The following is a 16830-nucleotide window of genomic DNA, read 5'->3' as shown; positions in this document are numbered from 1 at the left end:
AGCTCTCCGCTTCATTCTATTGCATCATCCTACCCCATGATGGTCTGGCGAAGGAAGCTGTAACCCATCGCCGCGCGGGCGGCGCGCTCTTGCGAATCGCCGTCGCCGCCATGCCCGCCCAGGCCGAATTCATGGAAGAGCGGCTTGTGTCCTTCCTCCTCCAGCCGCGCGGCAAAGCGGCGTGCATGCGAGGGGTGCACACGATCGTCATTGGTGGAGCTTTCGATATAAATCGGCGGATAGGCGATCTCGCTCGCCGGCCTGACATTGTGAAGCGGTGAATAACCGAGCATGAAGTCCCGATCCACCTGGACTTCCGGATCGCCATATTCGTCCATCCAGGCCTGCCCTGCGCTAAACAGGTGGAAGCGGGTCATATCGAGCACCGGCACCTGGCACCAGATCGCGCCGAAATCGTGCGGATAGCGCGTCAGCATTACGCCGGTCAGCAGGCCGCCATTGCTGCCGCCCTGGCAGGCGATCCGCGACGGCACGGTGTAGCCGCGGGCGACGAGATCGCGGGCAATGGCGACGAAATCGGCAAAGGCCCGGTCTCGCCCCTGCCGTTTGGCGCTGCGATACCAGTCCGGCCCGAATTCACCGCCGCCGCGGATATAAGCCTGTACATAGGCGCCGCCTTGCTCAAGCCAGCGACCGGTTACGCCGGAATAATTCGGCGACAGCGCAACGTCGAAGCCGCCATAGCCGTAGATCAGCACCGGCAGCGCGCCCCTGGTCCACTGTCTCGGCAGGACCAGCCGATAGGCAACCCTCGTTCCGTCTTCGGAAACCGCCTCCAGCAGCTCGGACGACATGCCGGTCGCATCGAAATAGCTCGGCGCCACGGCGGTGAACACCGGCTCGGGCGGCTTGCTGCGATCGGAGAGTTCCAGGCGATAGCAGGTGGGTGGCTGCAGGAAACCCTGACCGACGATGTAGAGCGTGTCGTCGCCGAGATGCAGATCCGCATAGAGCGGCCTGAAATGAGCCGTCTGCATATCCGCCGGCAGCGCGATTTCCCGCTGTTCGGCATTGGGCTTCGTCAGGTCGAGCACCATGAGACGCGGGCGCAGCCGATCGGAGACGATGAACACGCACCACTCGCGCATCAGCATCATCTGCGAGATCGACTGGCCTTCACCGGGTTGAAACAAGATCCGCTCCGGCCCGAGCGGAACTGTCTCAGAGTTCGGATCGAAGCGCTGCAGCACCAGGCTGCCTGTCGGAACGCGCTCGTCGGTCTTTGCCCGCCAGAGGCAGTGATCGTGGTTGAACTGAAAGTCCGCCTCCTTAGGCAGGTCGATGCGCCGTTGCCTGCCGTCATCGGATATCAGGTAGGCGCTGGCGACGCCGATCTCGTGCGCGGCGACGAAGATGTCGATCAAGCCGACATCCGCCGAGGTGCCCGACAGGGCAGGGTCGATAACGAGATTGAAGCCATAGACGTCTTCGTCGGCGGCTGCGAAGAGGATGGCGGCATCTTCCGGCCGCTGGCCGCGTTTCAATCGCCGCCCGACGCGCGGCCATCCCGAACGGGTCGCCGAAAATCGGTCGATCGAACCGAAATAGCAGATCTCGTCGCGGCTTAGCCAATTGGCATGCGATCGCGCCGCCGGCGTGTCGAAGCCGCCCGTCACGATCTCTTTGTTCTCTGCGTCGAATTCGAGCAGGCGGACAAGGTCCGAGCCGCCGTCCGAAAGCGTGAGCAGCACGCGCGTCGGTTCCCAGGGGCAGGTGACGACGCCGCGCCAGGTCCAGCGCTTGCCTTCACTGAGGCAGAAGGCGTCGAGATCGAAGACCTCCTCCCAATCGGCCTCCGGCAACGGCTGCCGATCGGCCGGCAGGCGCAGCCAGACGCCGAGCGGATTGTCCTTGGACTGGCGGAAATCGAACAGCCACTTGCCGCGGCGCATCGGCACGATCAGCCGGTCCTGACGCTCGATCAGCGTCTTGATCGCGTCGCGATCCTCAGCGAATTCCGGCGTCCTCAATGCCACGTCGGACAGCGCGTTGTGTTCGTCGATGAACTGGCGGGTGCGCGGATCCTCGTCCGCTTCGAGATGAAGGTTCATGTCCAACCTGCCGGCTCCTGTTTAGCGTCTTAAGACGCTGTAGCATTTTGAATTGTGCAGGAGCCAATATTTTGTAGAGTTAGGGCGAAATTGGCGCAGGCCGCGTGAGGCCGAGATGTTCGCGAAGAGTTGAGCCGGCATATTCCCTGCGGAACAGGCCGCGTTCCTGCAGGATCGGCACGACCAGCTGCGCGAAGTCTTCCAGGCCTCCGGGGAAAAACGGCGGCATCACGTTGAAGCCGTCGGCGGCACGGCTGTCGAACCATTGCTGCATCCGGTCGGCGATTTCGACCGGCGTGCCAAGGACGATATGGTGGCCGCGGCCGGCGGCAACGCGCAGCGCCAGCTGCCGGATCGTCAGATCTTCGCGTCTTGCCAGCGCGGTCAGCAGTTCGGCGCGGCTGCGTAACTGGTCGGAGATTGGCAGATTCGGTAGGGGGCCGTCGAGATCGTATTCGGCAAGGCTGTGGCCGATACGTTCTTCCAGAAGCGGCATGGCGCTTTTGATATCAGTCCACCTGTCGAGGTCTGCAAGCTTGTCCGCAGCCTCCTTGGCCGTGCGGCCGATCACCGGCAGGAAGCCCGGCATGACGGCGACGTCGTCCGGCTGGCGCCCGAAACGAGCGACACGCTCCTTGAGGCTTCTGTAAAAAGCCTGCGCCTCTTCCAGGCTCTGCTGCGCGGTGAACACCACGTCGGCGGTGCGGGCGGCAAGATCCTGGCCCGGCCCGGACGAGCCGGCCTGGATCAGGATCGGGTGGCCCTGCGGTGGGCGCGGAATGTTCAGCGGTCCCTTGACGGAGAAATACTTGCCCTTGTGGTCGAGGATGCGGAGCTTGGCCGGGTCGGCGTAGACGCCGCTCTGCTTGTCCTTGACGAAGGCATCGTCGTCCCAGCTGTCCCAGAGGCCGCGCACGACGTCGACGAATTCCTCGGCCACGGCATAACGCTCGTCATGCTCGGGATGGGTCTTGGAGAAATTGTTTGCCGTGCGGGCATAGGAGGTCGTGACGATATTCCATGCGGCGCGGCCGTGGCTCAGATGGTCGATCGAGGCGAAGGCGCGGGCGGTGTGGTAAGGCTCTCCGTAGGTCGTCGACGCCGTTGCCGCCAGCCCGATCCTGTCGGTCACCACGGCCAGCGCGGAAAGCAGCGTTAGCGGTTCGAAACGGGCAATCGTCGAGGGATGCGCATCGACGCCGCTGGTCAATCCGTCGGCCAGGAAGACCATGTCGAATTTCGCCGCCTCGGCGATCTCAGACACGCGCTTCAACAAGCCGAAATTCTCGCTGCCCGCCTCGGCGTCAGGATGGCGCCAGCCGGATACGTGGTGGCCGGCTCCTTGCAGGAACAGGCCCAGATGGATTTCTCTCTTGCGGGTCATGGCAGAATCTTTCGTCAAACGAGGTTTTGGGCGGCATCTTGATTGAGCAGCGCCAGGAGTTGGCGAAGGTCGGCGGTGCTACTCATTGTCCGGACGAGTGAGGGGATGTCGGCGAAGGCCGGATGGCGACCGGTCGCGTCACGAAATTTTTCGGTCGGATCGGTCAGCCCCGGCAGGCCGTCGAAACGGCGCTGTATCGTACTGCCGTCGGCAAGCGCGATATCGACGATCACGAAGCGGGTCTGTGGATCGCTCGACATGCGCGCCGCGGCCTCGTCATGGCGGCGGCCGGCGCGCTTGGCGAGCGCAATCAGCCGCGGCGCGACCGGCTGCCCGTCAAAGTGATCGAGCCGCAAGGCGCCGTCGATTAGGGCCGCCGCGAACACGTATTCCGGGCTGAAGCGCGCCTCGATCCCATTGGTGGGCCTGCTCACCACCAAGGCGGCATCGGCACCGGGTGGATAGGTGAAGGTGATGCGCTCGATTGCGTCCGCGCGCAGGCCTTCGCGGTTGAGGTCGATGCCGAGAGAAGCGACCGGATGGCTGGCGGTGCAGCAGGGATAGGCCTTCAGCGTCAGCCCGGGCGCGACGATCTGCCAGGGTGAGTCCCAGCCCTCGGTCAAGGCGGACAAGCGTTCGGCGCCGAAAGCAAAGACCGAATGGAAGCCGACCGGATTGTCGAGGAAATCGGACGCGCCGCCAAAGCCGGCCGTCGCCAATCGCGCCGACAGGAGCCCCGATCGTGCCGCCATGCCGGCATGAAAGGGTTTGGCGTCCTTGCCGAACTGTAGCCGCAGGCCGGACGATTGGGTTGCCGCAAGGCCGAGTGCGACAGCGGTCTCGTCCACCGAGGCGCGTGTCAGATGGGCGATTGCGGCAGCCGCGCCCACTGTCCCGAGCGTTGCAGTGGCATGGAAACCCTTCTCGTAATGCTTCGAGCCGAGAGATAATCCCAGCCGCGCCATGGCTTCGAGCCCGACGATATAGGAGGCGACCAGCGCCTCCGCGGAAATTTCGCGCTCGGCAGCGAGCGCCAGCAGGGCCGGGATGATCACCGTTGTCGGATGGCCGCGCACGCTTGCATGCACGTCATCATAGTCGAGCACATGGCCGGCATAACCGTTGACGACCGACGCCGCCAGCGGATCGGTACGGCGCGCGCTTCCAATCAGGATCGCTGCGCCCGGCAGATCGGCTCCGACGGCAGCGACCAGAAGGCCGGTGGTCCTGTCTCGGGCGCCGGCAATCGCACAGGCGAGAAAATCGATGATCGCCAGACGGGCAGCGTCCATCGCTGCGGAATCCTTCAGCGGATCCGATGAGGTGATCGCTTCGGAGAATGCCGAAGTCAGTGGAGCCGACGGGCTGGTCATGACAGTTCCTGGACGGCTTCGGTGCGAACCGTTCCGCGACCGCCGGCAAGGCCGCCGACGAACTGGCGGATACGGGGGTTGTCGAACGTATGGAATATTTCTGCAGGGGAGCCGTGGTCGACGATCCGTCCGTTCTCGGTGAAGACGACTGTGTCGCTTATCTCCTCGGCGAAGCGCATTTCATGGGTCACCAGGATGCTGGTCATGCCGTCTCGGATGAGGTCGCGGATCACCCCCAGCACTTCGCCCACCGTCTCCGGATCGAGCGCCGAGGTCACTTCGTCGAACAGCACCAGCTCCGGCTTCATCGCCAGTGCGCGGGCAATCGCGACGCGCTGCTGCTGGCCGCCGGAAAGCTGGCCGGGATAGGCGCCGGCTTTTTCGGAGAGCCGCACCTTTTCGAGCAGTTCGCGCGCAAGTTTTTCGGCCTCGCCCCGCGCAACACCGAGGATGCGGGTCGGAGCCAGGACGATATTGTCCAGCACCGTCAGGTGCGGAAAAAGATTATATTGCTGAAAGACGATGCCGACGCGCTTGCGCAACGCAATGCGCTCGCTTTCCGTGGCCAACTGGTCGACGCGGGTGCCGCCGACCGTGATGCGGCCGCGCTGCGGCGTCACCAGTGCGTTGATGCAGCGCAGGATCGTCGACTTTCCGGAGCCGGATGGGCCGATAATGGAAACCGCATTGCCCCTGTTGACGGTCAGGTCGATGCCCCTCAGCACCTCGGTCTGGCCGAAGGAAAGGTGTATGTCTTCCAGTCGTACGATCGCGTCGTCGCTTTTTGTGTTCATCGTCTCAAATCCTGGGGCCTGCGTTGAAGCGCTGCTCGAGGCGTCGGGTCAGGCGGGCGATCGGGTAGCAAAGCGTGAAAAAGGCGGCCATCACCACGATGTAGGCGATGATCGTGAAATCGAGCCGGCGTACGGCCGTGCTGGCATCGGTTGCCGCATGCAGCAATTCGTGCACGCCGACCAGCGAGGCGAGCGAGGTGCCCATGGTGATGGAGGCCAGTATGTTCATCCATGGCGGCAGCGAGCGCCGCAGGCATTGCGGCAGGATGATCCAGCGCAGCGCCTGGCTGCGGGAAAATCCCAGTCCTTTTGCCGCTTCCCATTGCGTGGTCGGGATCGAAAGGATGGCGCCACGGGTAATCTCGGCCACATAGGCGCTGGCCGGTATGGCAAGCCCGATCACCGTTTTCAGCCAATCGGGGAAGGGCAGGTAGTTGCCGAACACGACGATCTCGAAGGGAAAGATGTAAGTCGTGGCGAAAATCAGCACGAGATGCGGGGCATTGCGGAAGGCCTGCACATAGGCGACGACCGGGTACCGCGCCGGCCTGTAGGGCACCAGTTGAAGAATGCCGAAGATGGTTCCGACCACCGTTCCCAATGTCATCGCACTGAGGCTGATGACGACGTTCATCAGGAAGCCGGAGGCGAGATAGGGAAGCCACTCCACCAGTTCGCGCCCGAGGGTGAGATCGGCCAGCGACCAGAGGAGAATGACGGCAGGCAGTGCTGCGAAACCGATATTGCGCAGCAGGTGGCCGCTCTTGCGCGGCTCGGAAAGCGCCACTGTCGTCATAGGCCATACCCCGGAACGGCGAGCTTGCGCTCCACCCACAGGCCGACGCGGGCGACGACGAGATTGATGATACTGAAGAACAGCAGGATGACGATCATCAGCGACACCACATTGTCGCGCTGCGTCCACACCATGATCGAGGCATAGGTGATCTCGCTGACTGCAATCGCATTGCCCACCGTCGTCAGTTTCACCAGGTTGATGAGGTTGTTGACGATCGCCGGCAGTGAAGCCCGGAATGCCAGGGGAATTTCGACGTAACGAAGGATCTGCAGCTTGCTGAAGCCGATGCCGCGCGCCGCCTCCACGGTCGAAGCCGGAACCGCTTCGATGCCGGCGCGGATTGCCTCGGCATGCAAGGCGGCGATGTGCAGCCCGACCACCGCCACCACCCAGAAGAACGGCGTCAGCGGATTGTTCTGCGCGCCGCCGACCAGGTTCGACACGAAGGTATTGAGGACGAGGAAGCTGAACATCAGCTGCACCAGCGTCGGCGTGTTTCGGGTGATTTCCACGAAGGCGCGCACCGGCGCAGAGTGCCAGAGCCTGCCCGATGTCAGGCAGGCGGCAAACAGCAATCCGGCAATCAGGCTGACCGGGATCAGCAGGGCGATCAGATAGAGCGTGGTCATGAAACCGTCACGCCATATCTGCGCCTCGTAGCCCGTTGCCAGAAACTCGTAGTTCAGGCCAAGCCTGTTCGTCAGGTCGACGAACAGGCTGGTTATGCCGCTATCCCACATGTCGATCTACCAGTGCGACCCGTCTCATTTGCTGGCTGACAGGGTCTTGCGCTCCTGCTCGAGATATTCGGTGTTGCTGAGCCTGTTCGCCTTGGCAAACTCCAGCAGCTTTCCGGAGGTATGGAGCTGGCGGATTGTCTTATCGAGTGCCTCGGCCGTTTCCTTTTCGCCTTTGCGAACCCAGATGACGGAATCGGAAGGGATCAGTTCCGTCGGGAAGAGAATGGCGTAGTCCTTCCAATCCTCAGGGCGATCCTGCAGCAGCAGGCCAAGGGTTGCGCCGACATGCACCGCGACCACGCAATTGCCCCCCTGCAGCGCCAGCAGCGATTCCGGCTGGCTCGGCAGGCCTTTTACCTCGGCGCCGTATTTTTCGATCAGCGGCTGGGTGTAGTTCGACCCCTGCGAAACGCAGACCGGCTTTCCCTTGAGATCTGCCCAGTCCTTCAGGCCGCTGTCCTTGCGTCCGACGGCAGCGCCGCCGCTGCGGTCGTATGGCGTCGGCACCCAGTCGAGGACTTTGGCGCGATCTTCGGTGTATTGCATGTTGGCAATCAGAATATCGACCTTGCCCTGCTGGAGAAATTGCACCCGGTTCGGCGGCGTGACGGCGACCGTTTCGAGTTTGACGCCGAGATCGTCGGCGAGCGCTTTTGCGATATCGAGATTGTATCCCTTCTGAGTTTGCGATGTCGGATCGATATAGCCGAACGGCGCGCCGGACAGGATGACGCCGACGGTGAGGGTGCCGCGAGCTTTAATGCGATCAAGCGTGGCATCGGCGAATGCCTGCGTTGCGGCCAGCAGCGAAATCGACATGGCGAAAAGCGCCTTTGCCAGAACCTTATGTGACATGTTTGAGCTCCATTGCGAGACGAAGGAAGGAAAGACAGGGATGGAAAAGAGAAGTCCGATGACATCGAAGCCGGCGATGAGCTGGCGCTTCGGGCATGATCTCGCTCATGCCTCGTCTCCGGACACGTTGAAACTGCCGGCCTGAAGAAGAGCCGCGACCGCCTTTCGGGCGATCTCCGCCGGCCTCGCTTCCGGTCGCAGGACCGATGCGGCAAGCACGCCTTCGTAGACAACCAGCAATTGCTCGCCGACCTCGTCGTGAGCAGGGCCTTGCGGGACAAGCCGGCCGAAAAGTTCGCGAAGAAATACCTTATGCGTGCGCGCCACGTCCTGGATCGCTGCCGAGCCGGGATTTTCGGTCACCGCAATCAGGAAGGCGCAGCCCCGGAAGCTTTCGCTGCGCGTCTTGTCGGCCAGACTGTCGAAGATCGCAAAAATGGCCGACGCACCGCCTTTGCCAGCGACAAGCTTCTCCAGCTGATCACTGACCAAGTCATGGCGATGGCTGAGATAAGTGACGATGAGGCCCTCTTTGCCGTTGAAATGACGGTAGAGAGTGGCGCGGGCAATTTTTAGCTCCCGTACGATTTCGTCGATGCCGACCCGATAGGTGCCGCGCCTGTAGAAAAGGTCGCTTATCGCATCGATTATTCTTCCGCGGGGCGACAGTTGGGCAGTTTTGAAAGGCATCGGTGACCGGAGAGAGAGAAGGAACGTTCTTTCTCGAACAGATCACCAATATGGTCGATTTTATAGATTTTATTTTTCGAAAAGCGCGGAGGCTTTGAAAAATCCACCGCGTGGGACACGGTGCATCGGCTTCCCGTTCATCGCATCCTCACGAAATCGGCCGAAGCGACGAGGTTGTTCGGGGCCTGCGTCTTCTCTGCGTGACGGAGACCGGCGTCGTGGCGAAATAGTCCTTGCTGTCGATGTCGACATCCATGACCACCATGTCGCGCATGGCGATGGCGGCTCGACTGTGGCTATCCCGCCATCGCTTCTTCGTATTCCGACGACAGCATCAGCCATTCTTCCTCGGCAGCAGCGAGTTTTGCCGCGGCCTCACCGCGCTGCTTTGCCTTTTCGGCGGCCTTGGCGGGCGTTTTCTCGTAGAGAGCGGGATTTGCAAGTTCCGCGTCAAGCGCATGAATCTGTTTCTCCAGCTTCGCCGTCAAGGATTCGATTTCGTTGATCTTTTTCTTCAGCGGCGTCAGCGAGGCGCGCCTCTCCGCATTGAGCTTGCGTTGATCGGCCTTGGAGGTCGCATCGTCAGCCGGCTGCGGCTTTTCTTCTTTTTTTTTGCCCGAGGCGACGATCAGGTCGCGATATTCGTCCATATCGCCTTCGAAGGCGGTGACGGTGCCGCCGTTGACCAGCCACAGCCGGTCGACCGTCGCCTCGATCAGGTGACGGTCGTGCGAGATCAGGATGACGGCGCCTTCGTAATCGTTCAGCGCCTCGATCAGTGCGCGCCGGCTGTCGATGTCGAGATGGTTGGTCGGTTCGTCGAGGATGAGCAGGTTCGGCGCATGGAAGGCGGCAAGGCCCATCAGCAGGCGAGCTTTTTCGCCGCCGGAAAGATCCTTGGCGGCGGTCGCCATCTTCTCGGTCGCCAGTCCCATCTGGGCGACACGGGCGCGCACTTTGGCCTCCGGGTCGCCAGGCATCAGCCGCCGCACATGCTCCACCGCCGACTGCTCGGGGATGAGGTCGTCGAGCTGGTGCTGCGCGAAAAAGCCGATCTTCAGGGAGGGCGCAAGCTTCACTTCGCCACTCTCCGGGGCAAGCCTGCCGGAGATGAATTTCGCGAAGGTCGATTTGCCGTTGCCGTTCGAACCGAGCAAGGCGATGCGATCGTCATTGTCGATGCGCAGATTGAGGTTCTTCAGGATCGGCTTGCCCGGCTGGTAGCCGACGGCGCCGCCCTGGACCGCGACGATCGGCGAGGCCGGCTGCTTTTCGGGCTCGGGAAAGGTGATCGGCTGTACGTGATCCTCGATGACGGCCGCAACCGTGCCCATGCGCTCGAGCGCCTTGACGCGCGACTGCGCCTGCCGGGCCTTGGAGGCCTTGGCCTTGAAACGATCGATGAAGCTCTGCAGATGTTTGCGCGCCGCCTCGTTCTTGGCCTTGGCCTTCGTCTGCAGTTCGTCGGCTTCCGCCTTCTGCCGCTCGAACTGGTCGTAATTGCCGCGGTAGAAGGTGAGCTTTCTCTGGTCGAGATGGACGATGGAATTGACCGCATTGTTCAAGAGGTCACGGTCGTGGCTGATGATGATGACCGTGTGGGGATAGCGGCGGATATAATCCTCCAGCCACATCGTGCCTTCGAGGTCGAGATAGTTGGTCGGCTCGTCGAGCAGAAGCAGGTCCGGCTCGGCAAACAGCACGGCGGCGAGCGCCACGCGCATGCGCCAGCCGCCCGAGAAGGAGGAGGCGGGGCGAGTCTGCGCTTCCCTGTCGAAGCCGAGGCCGGCGAGGATGCTCGCCGCGCGCGCCTCGGCCGAATGCGCATCGATATCGACGAGGCGCATCTGGATTTCGGCGATGCGGTGCGGATCGCTCGCCGTTTCCGCTTCGGCAAGCAGGGCCGCGCGCTCCTTGTCGGCGGCAAGCACGATCTCGATCAGGGGCTGCTCGGTTCCCGGCGCTTCCTGGGCCACCTGGCCGATGCGCGCCGCCTTCGGGATCGACACCGATCCGCTCTCCGAGCCGAGATCGCCGGTAATGACGCGAAACAGCGTGGACTTGCCGGCGCCGTTGCGGCCGACGAGGCCGGCCTTGGTGCCCGACGGCAGCGACAGGCTGGCATTGTCGAGAAGCAGGCGCCCGGCGATGCGGGCGGAAATTTCGGTGAGCGTGATCATGGCCGGCGTTTTGGCCGAAAGCGCCCGCCAAGGCAAGAGCTTGTCCGTGGCGAGAATACTTGTCCGCTTCTCAGCGGCCGAAGGCCTGCACCGGCTGGCGAGGGTTCGATTGAGCGGCGAGAAGGGCGACGCGGGCATTGGACTGCAATTGCCCTGGTGTTGCCGCGTCCGTGCTGAGCGCCACGCCGACCGAAATGGTCAGCCTGCCGCTATCGCCCTTGTCTGAAGTCGCGAAGACCAGATTGTCTTCGACGGAGGCGCGCAGGCGGTCGGCAATCGCCATCGCATCCTGCATGCCGACATTGGAGAACAGCAATGCGAATTCGTCCGCCGCGGTGCGGGCGACGAAGTCGTTCTTCTTGACCGACTTTTGGAAGAGGCCGGCGAGCTTCTTCAAGAGCTTGTTGCCTGCCGGCGTGCCATATCTGTCATTGAGATCGGTGAAATTGTCGACATCGACCATGACAAGCGCACTGCCGGCGGCACCCTCTTCGCGCTCGTAGAGGTCGGCGATCACGCGATTGAGCGCGATGCGATTGGGAAGTCCGGTGATCCTGTCGGCGACGGCGGCCGCCTGCATCGCCGAAATGCCGCGCTCGAGCGTTTCCAGCCTCTTGATGTCATCCGCCAGCCTGGCGCCGATTTGCATCTCCGCGGACGACACGCTCGTCAGCGAGGCCGAGAGGTAGTCGAGCTCGCCGATGAAGGCGGCAAGGCTTTGGTCTTCATGACTGGAGACGGATTTCAGGATCGTGTCGCAGGCGCGCGCGAAGGCATCCCGGTGCCGCAGCCCTTCGGCAAGCCTCTCCGCCACCTCGCGCAGCAAGCGGCTCGCCTCGTTCCGCGACGTCTCGCCTGCCAGCCCGCAGTGGCCGACGAGGCGGTATTTCAAGCCGAGCTCGTCAAGCATCGCTTGTTGCGGCTGGGACCCGAGTGCGGCGATATCCTGGGCAAGGCCTCCGTTGAGCCCGACGATTGCCTCATGGAAGAGTTCATAGTTGCGCGGCAGCCCGGCGACGTTGAGACGCGCCATGTGCTGGGCGATCTTCTGGATGTCCGCAATAGGCCCAGGGCGCACCGCCTCGCGCGGCACCAGTGCGTTTGCGCTTGCATTCGGCATGACGATTCCTCGCGGCCCCGGCCTTTTCCGTCATTCCGCTATGCCCCGCAAGCTTTTAAGAGAGGCTGAATCTCTGGATGGGAAGCGCTGGATTCCAGGCGCAACCGGTAAAGGCGGTTAATGCCCTGTTGATGCGGAGACGCTCACATCCACTCGCGGCCCTCGCTGCGCAGGAAATAGATGAGGTCGAGCCCGAGGCTCGGCTTGCCGAGCGCCGTCAGCGTCATGTGGCACTGGCCGCGATGGTGGGTCTGGTGGTTGAAGAGATGCGAGAGCGCGGTCCACAGCGGCTGGGTCATCACGATCGGTTGGGTCACCGGCGAGTAGGTGAAGTTGGCGGCCAGGCTTGTTTCGTCCAGCGTGCCCGTCCAGGCGATGATCCGCTCGTCCTCTGCCTTGCGTGCAACGGCAAGTGCATCGAACTCCTCGAAAAGCACGGCATCGAGGCTCGTCGGCGCCTCGCCGGTGCCGGTGAAGCGCTTCATCCAAATTCGGTCGGCAACGAGCAGGTGGTTGAGGGTTCGATGCAGCGAGCCGAAGAAGGCGCCGCGGTCGCTGCGGAATTCCGGCTCGCTGAGTTCGGCCGCCGCCGCATAGACCTGGGCATTGGCCCAGTGATTATAGGCGGCGAACATCCTGTATTGCCTGAGCATGCGCTCCTCCTGTCTTGGCAAGGGCAATCTAGCTTGCTTCCGCAGAAATCGCAGTGATGACGCCATGAAATTTCCTGATTTGATCGCAGGCGCGTTCTGTCGTCGAATGCAGGGAGTTGCGATCTCGAAAGGACTGTCATGACCAGAGCTCTCTATTCCCTCTGCGGCGCCGATGAGCGGCGCTTCTTTTCGCCCCATTGCTGGAAGGCGGTGATGGCACTGGCGCATAAGGGGCTCGACTTCGAAGAGATTCCGACGACCTACGCCCGCATCCGCGAAATCGGCGGCGGTGTCTCGCCGACCTTGCCCGTCCTCGACGACAACGGCCGGCTGATCCCCGACAGTTTCGCCATCGCTCTCTATCTGGAGGAAGCCTACCCGGAGCGGCCGTCCCTCTTCAACGGCGAGGGCGGCAAGGCGCTGTCGCGCATGGTGGAGGGCTATTCGCAGATGATCGTTCATCCGGCGATCATGCGGATTGCGCTTCTCGACATCCATGCGATCCTCGACGAGGGAGATAAGGCCTATTTCCGTCAAAGCCGCGAAGCGCGTCTCGGCAAGTCGATGGAAGTCATTGCCGCCGGCAGCGAGGCGGAGAAAGCCGCCTTCGGCGCCAAGCTGGAGCCCCTCCGGCATATGCTGAAGTTCCAGCCTTTCATCGGCGGTGGGACGCCGCTCTTTGCCGACTATATCGTCTTCGGCGCCCTGCAGTGGCTGCGTGTCTGCGCGGGTCTAGCCATGCTGGCCGCCGACGATCCCGTGATCGCCTGGTTCGAGCGCTGCCTCGATCTCCATGAAAGCCGCGGCCGGACTGTGACAGCGGCGTGAAATTGCCGTCGACCTCTTGTTTTCGGGCGTTGGGGCGGGTAAAGACCGCCCACTTTTCCCGAGAAAACAGAGGATTTGACTATGGCGATTGAACGCACCTTCTCGATGATCAAGCCGGACGCAACCAAGCGCAACCTGACGGGCGCCATCACCAAGATGCTCGAAGATGCGGGCCTGCGCGTCGTCGCCTCCAAGCGCGTCTGGATGAGCCGCCGCGAAGCCGAAGGCTTCTACGCCGTTCACAAGGATCGTCCCTTCTTCGGCGAACTCGTCGAAGGCATGACCTCCGGCCCGACCGTCGTCCAGGTTCTGGAAGGCGAAGGCGCCATCCTCAAGAACCGCGAGATCATGGGCGCGACCAACCCGGCAAACGCTGATGAAGGCACGATCCGCAAGGTCCACGCCCTGTCGATCGGCGAAAATTCCGTTCACGGCTCGGACGCTCCGGAAACGGCTGCCCAGGAAATCAAGTACTGGTTCTCCGACACCGAAATCGTCGGCTGAGGCCACGCTTCGGCATTGGCTGGCAACGCCTTGAATTGACTCTCGAAAGCCGGGGCCTCGCTCCGGCTTTTTCTATTCCGGTCCTATGCCGGGCATTTGTCGGTGTTCGAGAAATCGACGCTGCCGTCGGGCTTGAAGACCTCCGGGTTCTTGTCATAAAACGCACCGACCACGAGCGGCTTGCTCGGCAGCACGGTCTGATCCAGGTCGGATCGGAACTGCGTCTTCAATTCCTGCAGCACCTTGCCGTCCTTATCGACCAGCCGGATGCTGACGGAATAGGGACGGTCCTTGCGCACGCAGTGCAGGTTTTCACTCTGCAGCGCGATCTTGTCGTCGATCGGGTAGATTTTCTGGTTCAGCACCAGCGGCGCGCCGCCTTGAGGATTTTCGAATTCGGCGATGATGACCGAGCCGTCGGGAATGGGACCGGTTTTCTTCAGCGTCAGCAGATAGGTGGCGCTCGCCACCCGATAGTTGAAGACGAAAAGATGGCCGGTGACCTCGACCAGGTTTTCCGCCTGGCGCTGGCAGGCGGACAGCGCCAGGCCAATTGCCGCCGCTGTGACGATCAGATGTTTCCTCATGGGATTTCCTCCTTCTTGCGGCGGTAGTGCCGGTTCGCCTTGGCGCGGTTGCCGCAGACCGCCATGTCGCACCAGGCCCGGCTCCTGTTCTTGCTGCGATCGATGAACAGCCAGCCGCAATTGCCGCAGATCTTCATGCGCTCCGGATCGGGCATGGCGATCAGCCGCAGCACCGAATGGGCGGTCGCCGCCGCCAGGCTGAGGGGGTTTGCTTCGCGCAGCACCTTTGCCACCGACTCCAGCAGTGCCGCCAGCGATTGGTCGCCGCCGCCCGTCAGTATACGCTCGCGGAAATAGCGGTCGATCGCTTCCCGCAGCGCGATGAAATCCGCCTCGTTTTCCCTAGCCACCGGGACGATATTGCCGAAGAGGGCGCGTTCGGCGCAGAATTCGGCGGCAGCGTGCGGAAAGTCGTGCATCTGATTGCTGACGGCAAAGCGGTCGATCCGCCGTGCTGGATCGTGGCGCAGAACGACGCTGTTGGCGACATCGAGCGCCAGTGCGCCGCCGGCAAAGCGGTGAGGGGTCCAGGAAAAGCTCATGATGAAATTATAACTGGCGAAATGAGTTTTACCAGTTATAATTTTGGTGACGCGGAGTGTCCGGAATGGCCTATCTTCTGCAGCAGCTGGCGAATGCGGTTCCGCTTGCCGCCCTCTATGCCGCGCTCGCCTTCGGGTATGCGGTCGCCTTCGGCGTCACCAAGCGGGCCGACATCACCTATGGGGCAATTTTCGCCTTCTCCGGCCAGATCCTGCTGCTTTTCACCGAGCTCGCCTTCAATCGTTTCTGGCTGGTGCTGCCGGCCGCCCTTGCCGTCGGCACCTGTGCCGCGATCGCCTATTCGCTGGCGGCGGGCATCTGGATCGGCCGTTCGATCATGCTGCCGCTGGTCAGCAAGTCGCCGAATACGGTGATCGTTGCCGCGCTCGGCATCATGATCGTGTTGATGGAAACCGCCCGGCTCGCCGCCGATACCAGGGCGATCTGGCTGCCGCCGTTTCTGAACGACACGGTGGTCTTCTGGCGCGACGGGCCGTTCAAGGTGACGCTCACCTATATCCAGCTGATCGACACGGCGCTGATGGCGGCCATCGTCGCGGTGGGTGCGCTGATCCTCAGGCGCACCGCCTGGGGCCGCATCTGGCGCGCCGTCACCGACGATCCGTTGGCCGCCGAGCTCTGCGGCACTAGCGCCAGCCGCGTTTTCCTTGTCGCCTATGCGGCCGCCGCCCTGGTCGCTACGATCTGCGGCATCCTCGCCACCTTCTATTACGGCTCGATGGATTTCGGCGCCGGCCTGATGTTCGGGCTGAAGGTGCTGCTGATCGCCGCGGTCGGCGGCTATTCCGATCCGCTCCGCTCGGCCGGTGGCGCCGCCGGGCTTGCCGTCGTCGAAACCCTATGGGGCGCCTACGGCCCTTTCGTCTGGCGCGATCTCGTCATTTTCTCGCTGCTCGTCCTATTGCTGGTCATGAGCCGCAGAGAGCGCGTGGTGCTCTGAGCAATTCCAGCAAAAGTGCGCAGCGGTTTTGCGTCCGGAATTGCGTAAAACAAAAAGAGCGGCGCATTTCCGTCGCTCGGATAGTCAGGAAATGCGCTGATTTATTTCCACTTGTCGCGTGCTGCATCGTCGGCATCTTTTGCCGCGACCCAGTCGCCGGCGGCGCCGTCCTTGCCGTGCTCCTTCTTCCAGAAAGGGGCCGCGGTCTTCAGGAAATCCATGACGAAGTTGGCGCCGTCGAACGCCGCCTGCCGGTGCGGCGCGGCCGCGATGACGAGCACGATATTCTCGCCCACGGCGATCTTGCCGTAGCGATGGATGGCGGTGAGGCCGAGCAGCCCGAAACGCGCGATGGCGAGTGCGCCGATGCGGGTCATCTCGGCTTCGGCCATGCCGGGGTAATGTTCGAGTTCGAGAGCGGCGAGCATGCCGCCGTCATCGCGGCATAGGCCGGAGAAGGTGACGACGGCGCCGACACCGGGTTTGCCTTTGGAGAGCAGGTCTACCTCGGCCTGAAGGTCGAAACCCTCGCGCTGGACGCGGATCGTGGGGGTGATGGTCACGGCGAAATCCTCCGCTGCTTTGATGCAGCTGCAAAGAATGCGGAAGCGCTGTGCCGTGGAAGCCCCCCTCTGGCCTGCCGGCCATCTCCCCCACAGGTGGGGAGATCACAAGTGGCACGACCTTCCTGCCCCTTTACCGTTCCGCCGGGCTGAAACGTTGATTGTTTGGGCGAGCCGGCACTCC

17 protein-coding genes and 1 pseudogene are annotated in these 16830 nt (G+C 62.7%); 3 read left to right on the top strand and 15 right to left on the bottom strand.

The features are described 5' to 3' along the window. Positions 1–29: 29 nt before the first annotated feature. From K6M89_RS04020 to K6M89_RS03970, 12 genes and pseudogenes are all read right to left on the bottom strand, one after another. Positions 30–2072 carry a prolyl oligopeptidase family serine peptidase gene (locus K6M89_RS04020; RefSeq protein ID WP_222138506.1) on the bottom strand — a complete coding sequence of 681 codons (2043 nt, stop codon included), beginning with the start codon at positions 2070–2072 and terminating at the stop codon, positions 30–32. Positions 2073–2151: 79 nt separating this feature from the next. Further along, complete coding sequence (locus K6M89_RS04015; RefSeq protein WP_222138505.1) at positions 2152–3456, bottom strand: LLM class flavin-dependent oxidoreductase; 1305 nt, start codon at positions 3454–3456, stop codon at positions 2152–2154. Positions 3457–3470: 14 nt separating this feature from the next. Further along, positions 3471–4829 (bottom strand): MmgE/PrpD family protein, encoded by a 1359-nt coding sequence (locus K6M89_RS04010; protein ID WP_222138504.1) that lies wholly within the window; start codon positions 4827–4829, stop codon positions 3471–3473. After that, positions 4826–5623, bottom strand: a complete 798-nt coding sequence (locus K6M89_RS04005; protein WP_222138503.1) for an amino acid ABC transporter ATP-binding protein — start codon at positions 5621–5623, stop codon at positions 4826–4828. Before K6M89_RS04005 ends, K6M89_RS04010 begins: the two co-directional genes overlap by 4 nt. 4 nt (positions 5624–5627) lie before the next feature. Then, positions 5628–6419: an amino acid ABC transporter permease gene (locus K6M89_RS04000; protein ID WP_222138502.1), complete on the bottom strand. Its 792-nt coding sequence runs from the start codon at positions 6417–6419 to the stop codon at positions 5628–5630. Then, the gene (locus K6M89_RS03995) at positions 6416–7162 is read right to left on the bottom strand and encodes an amino acid ABC transporter permease (RefSeq protein WP_222138501.1); all 747 of its coding nucleotides are present in this window, start codon (positions 7160–7162) and stop codon (positions 6416–6418) included. The genes K6M89_RS04000 and K6M89_RS03995 overlap by 4 nt, the downstream gene beginning before the upstream one ends. Before the next feature lie 24 nt (positions 7163–7186). After that, positions 7187–8017 (bottom strand): transporter substrate-binding domain-containing protein, encoded by an 831-nt coding sequence (locus K6M89_RS03990; RefSeq protein WP_222138500.1) that lies wholly within the window; start codon positions 8015–8017, stop codon positions 7187–7189. Between the two features lie 105 nt (positions 8018–8122). Beyond that, positions 8123–8707, bottom strand: coding sequence for a TetR/AcrR family transcriptional regulator (locus tag K6M89_RS03985; RefSeq protein WP_222138499.1), 585 nt, complete (start codon positions 8705–8707; stop codon positions 8123–8125). Positions 8708–8900: 193 nt separating this feature from the next. After that, a pseudogene (locus tag K6M89_RS30905) lies at positions 8901–9008 on the bottom strand (polysaccharide deacetylase family protein); the annotation flags it as partial. After that, the gene (locus tag K6M89_RS03980; protein ID WP_222138498.1) at positions 9004–10887 is read right to left on the bottom strand and encodes an ABC-F family ATP-binding cassette domain-containing protein; all 1884 of its coding nucleotides are present in this window, start codon (positions 10885–10887) and stop codon (positions 9004–9006) included. The gene K6M89_RS03980 and the pseudogene K6M89_RS30905, both read right to left, overlap by 5 nt. A 70-nt stretch (positions 10888–10957) precedes the next feature. After that, the gene (locus K6M89_RS03975; protein WP_222138497.1) at positions 10958–12007 is read right to left on the bottom strand and encodes a GGDEF domain-containing protein; all 1050 of its coding nucleotides are present in this window, start codon (positions 12005–12007) and stop codon (positions 10958–10960) included. Positions 12008–12150: 143 nt separating this feature from the next. Further along, entirely contained in the window at positions 12151–12660 is a 510-nt protein-coding gene (locus K6M89_RS03970) for a DinB family protein (protein ID WP_097584762.1), read from the bottom strand. 138 nt (positions 12661–12798) lie between these two features. On the opposite strand from K6M89_RS03970, the gene K6M89_RS03965 reads away from it, so the two are divergent. Together K6M89_RS03965 and ndk are read left to right on the top strand one after the other, a co-directional pair. Then, positions 12799–13488 (top strand): glutathione S-transferase family protein, encoded by a 690-nt coding sequence (locus tag K6M89_RS03965; protein WP_097584764.1) that lies wholly within the window; start codon positions 12799–12801, stop codon positions 13486–13488. Between the two features lie 81 nt (positions 13489–13569). Continuing rightward, positions 13570–13992, top strand: coding sequence for a nucleoside-diphosphate kinase (ndk, locus tag K6M89_RS03960; protein WP_004680549.1), 423 nt, complete (start codon positions 13570–13572; stop codon positions 13990–13992). An 83-nt stretch (positions 13993–14075) separates the two neighbouring features. On the opposite strand, the gene K6M89_RS03955 is transcribed toward ndk, so the two are convergent. Beyond that, on the bottom strand, positions 14076–14579 hold the full coding sequence (locus K6M89_RS03955) for a hypothetical protein (RefSeq protein WP_097584766.1): 504 nt from the start codon (positions 14577–14579) through the stop codon (positions 14076–14078). Continuing rightward, positions 14576–15121, bottom strand: coding sequence for a CGNR zinc finger domain-containing protein (locus K6M89_RS03950; protein WP_222138496.1), 546 nt, complete (start codon positions 15119–15121; stop codon positions 14576–14578). Before K6M89_RS03950 ends, K6M89_RS03955 begins: the two co-directional genes overlap by 4 nt. A gap of 65 nt (positions 15122–15186) precedes the next feature. Between K6M89_RS03950 and K6M89_RS03945 the strand changes: the two genes are divergently transcribed. Continuing rightward, positions 15187–16083 (top strand): branched-chain amino acid ABC transporter permease, encoded by an 897-nt coding sequence (locus K6M89_RS03945; protein ID WP_097584770.1) that lies wholly within the window; start codon positions 15187–15189, stop codon positions 16081–16083. 101 nt (positions 16084–16184) lie between these two features. Here the strand turns inward: K6M89_RS03945 and K6M89_RS03940 are convergent, their stop codons facing one another. Continuing rightward, positions 16185–16646 (bottom strand): molybdenum cofactor biosynthesis protein MoaE, encoded by a 462-nt coding sequence (locus K6M89_RS03940; protein ID WP_097584772.1) that lies wholly within the window; start codon positions 16644–16646, stop codon positions 16185–16187. Positions 16647–16830 lie beyond the last annotated feature (184 nt).

The sequence above is a fragment of the Rhizobium croatiense genome, from assembly GCF_019793465.1.
Lineage (GTDB): Bacteria > Pseudomonadota > Alphaproteobacteria > Rhizobiales > Rhizobiaceae > Rhizobium > Rhizobium croatiense.
The sequence above is the reverse complement of the archived record's forward strand: the minus strand, read 5'-3'. Positions and strand labels throughout refer to the sequence as shown.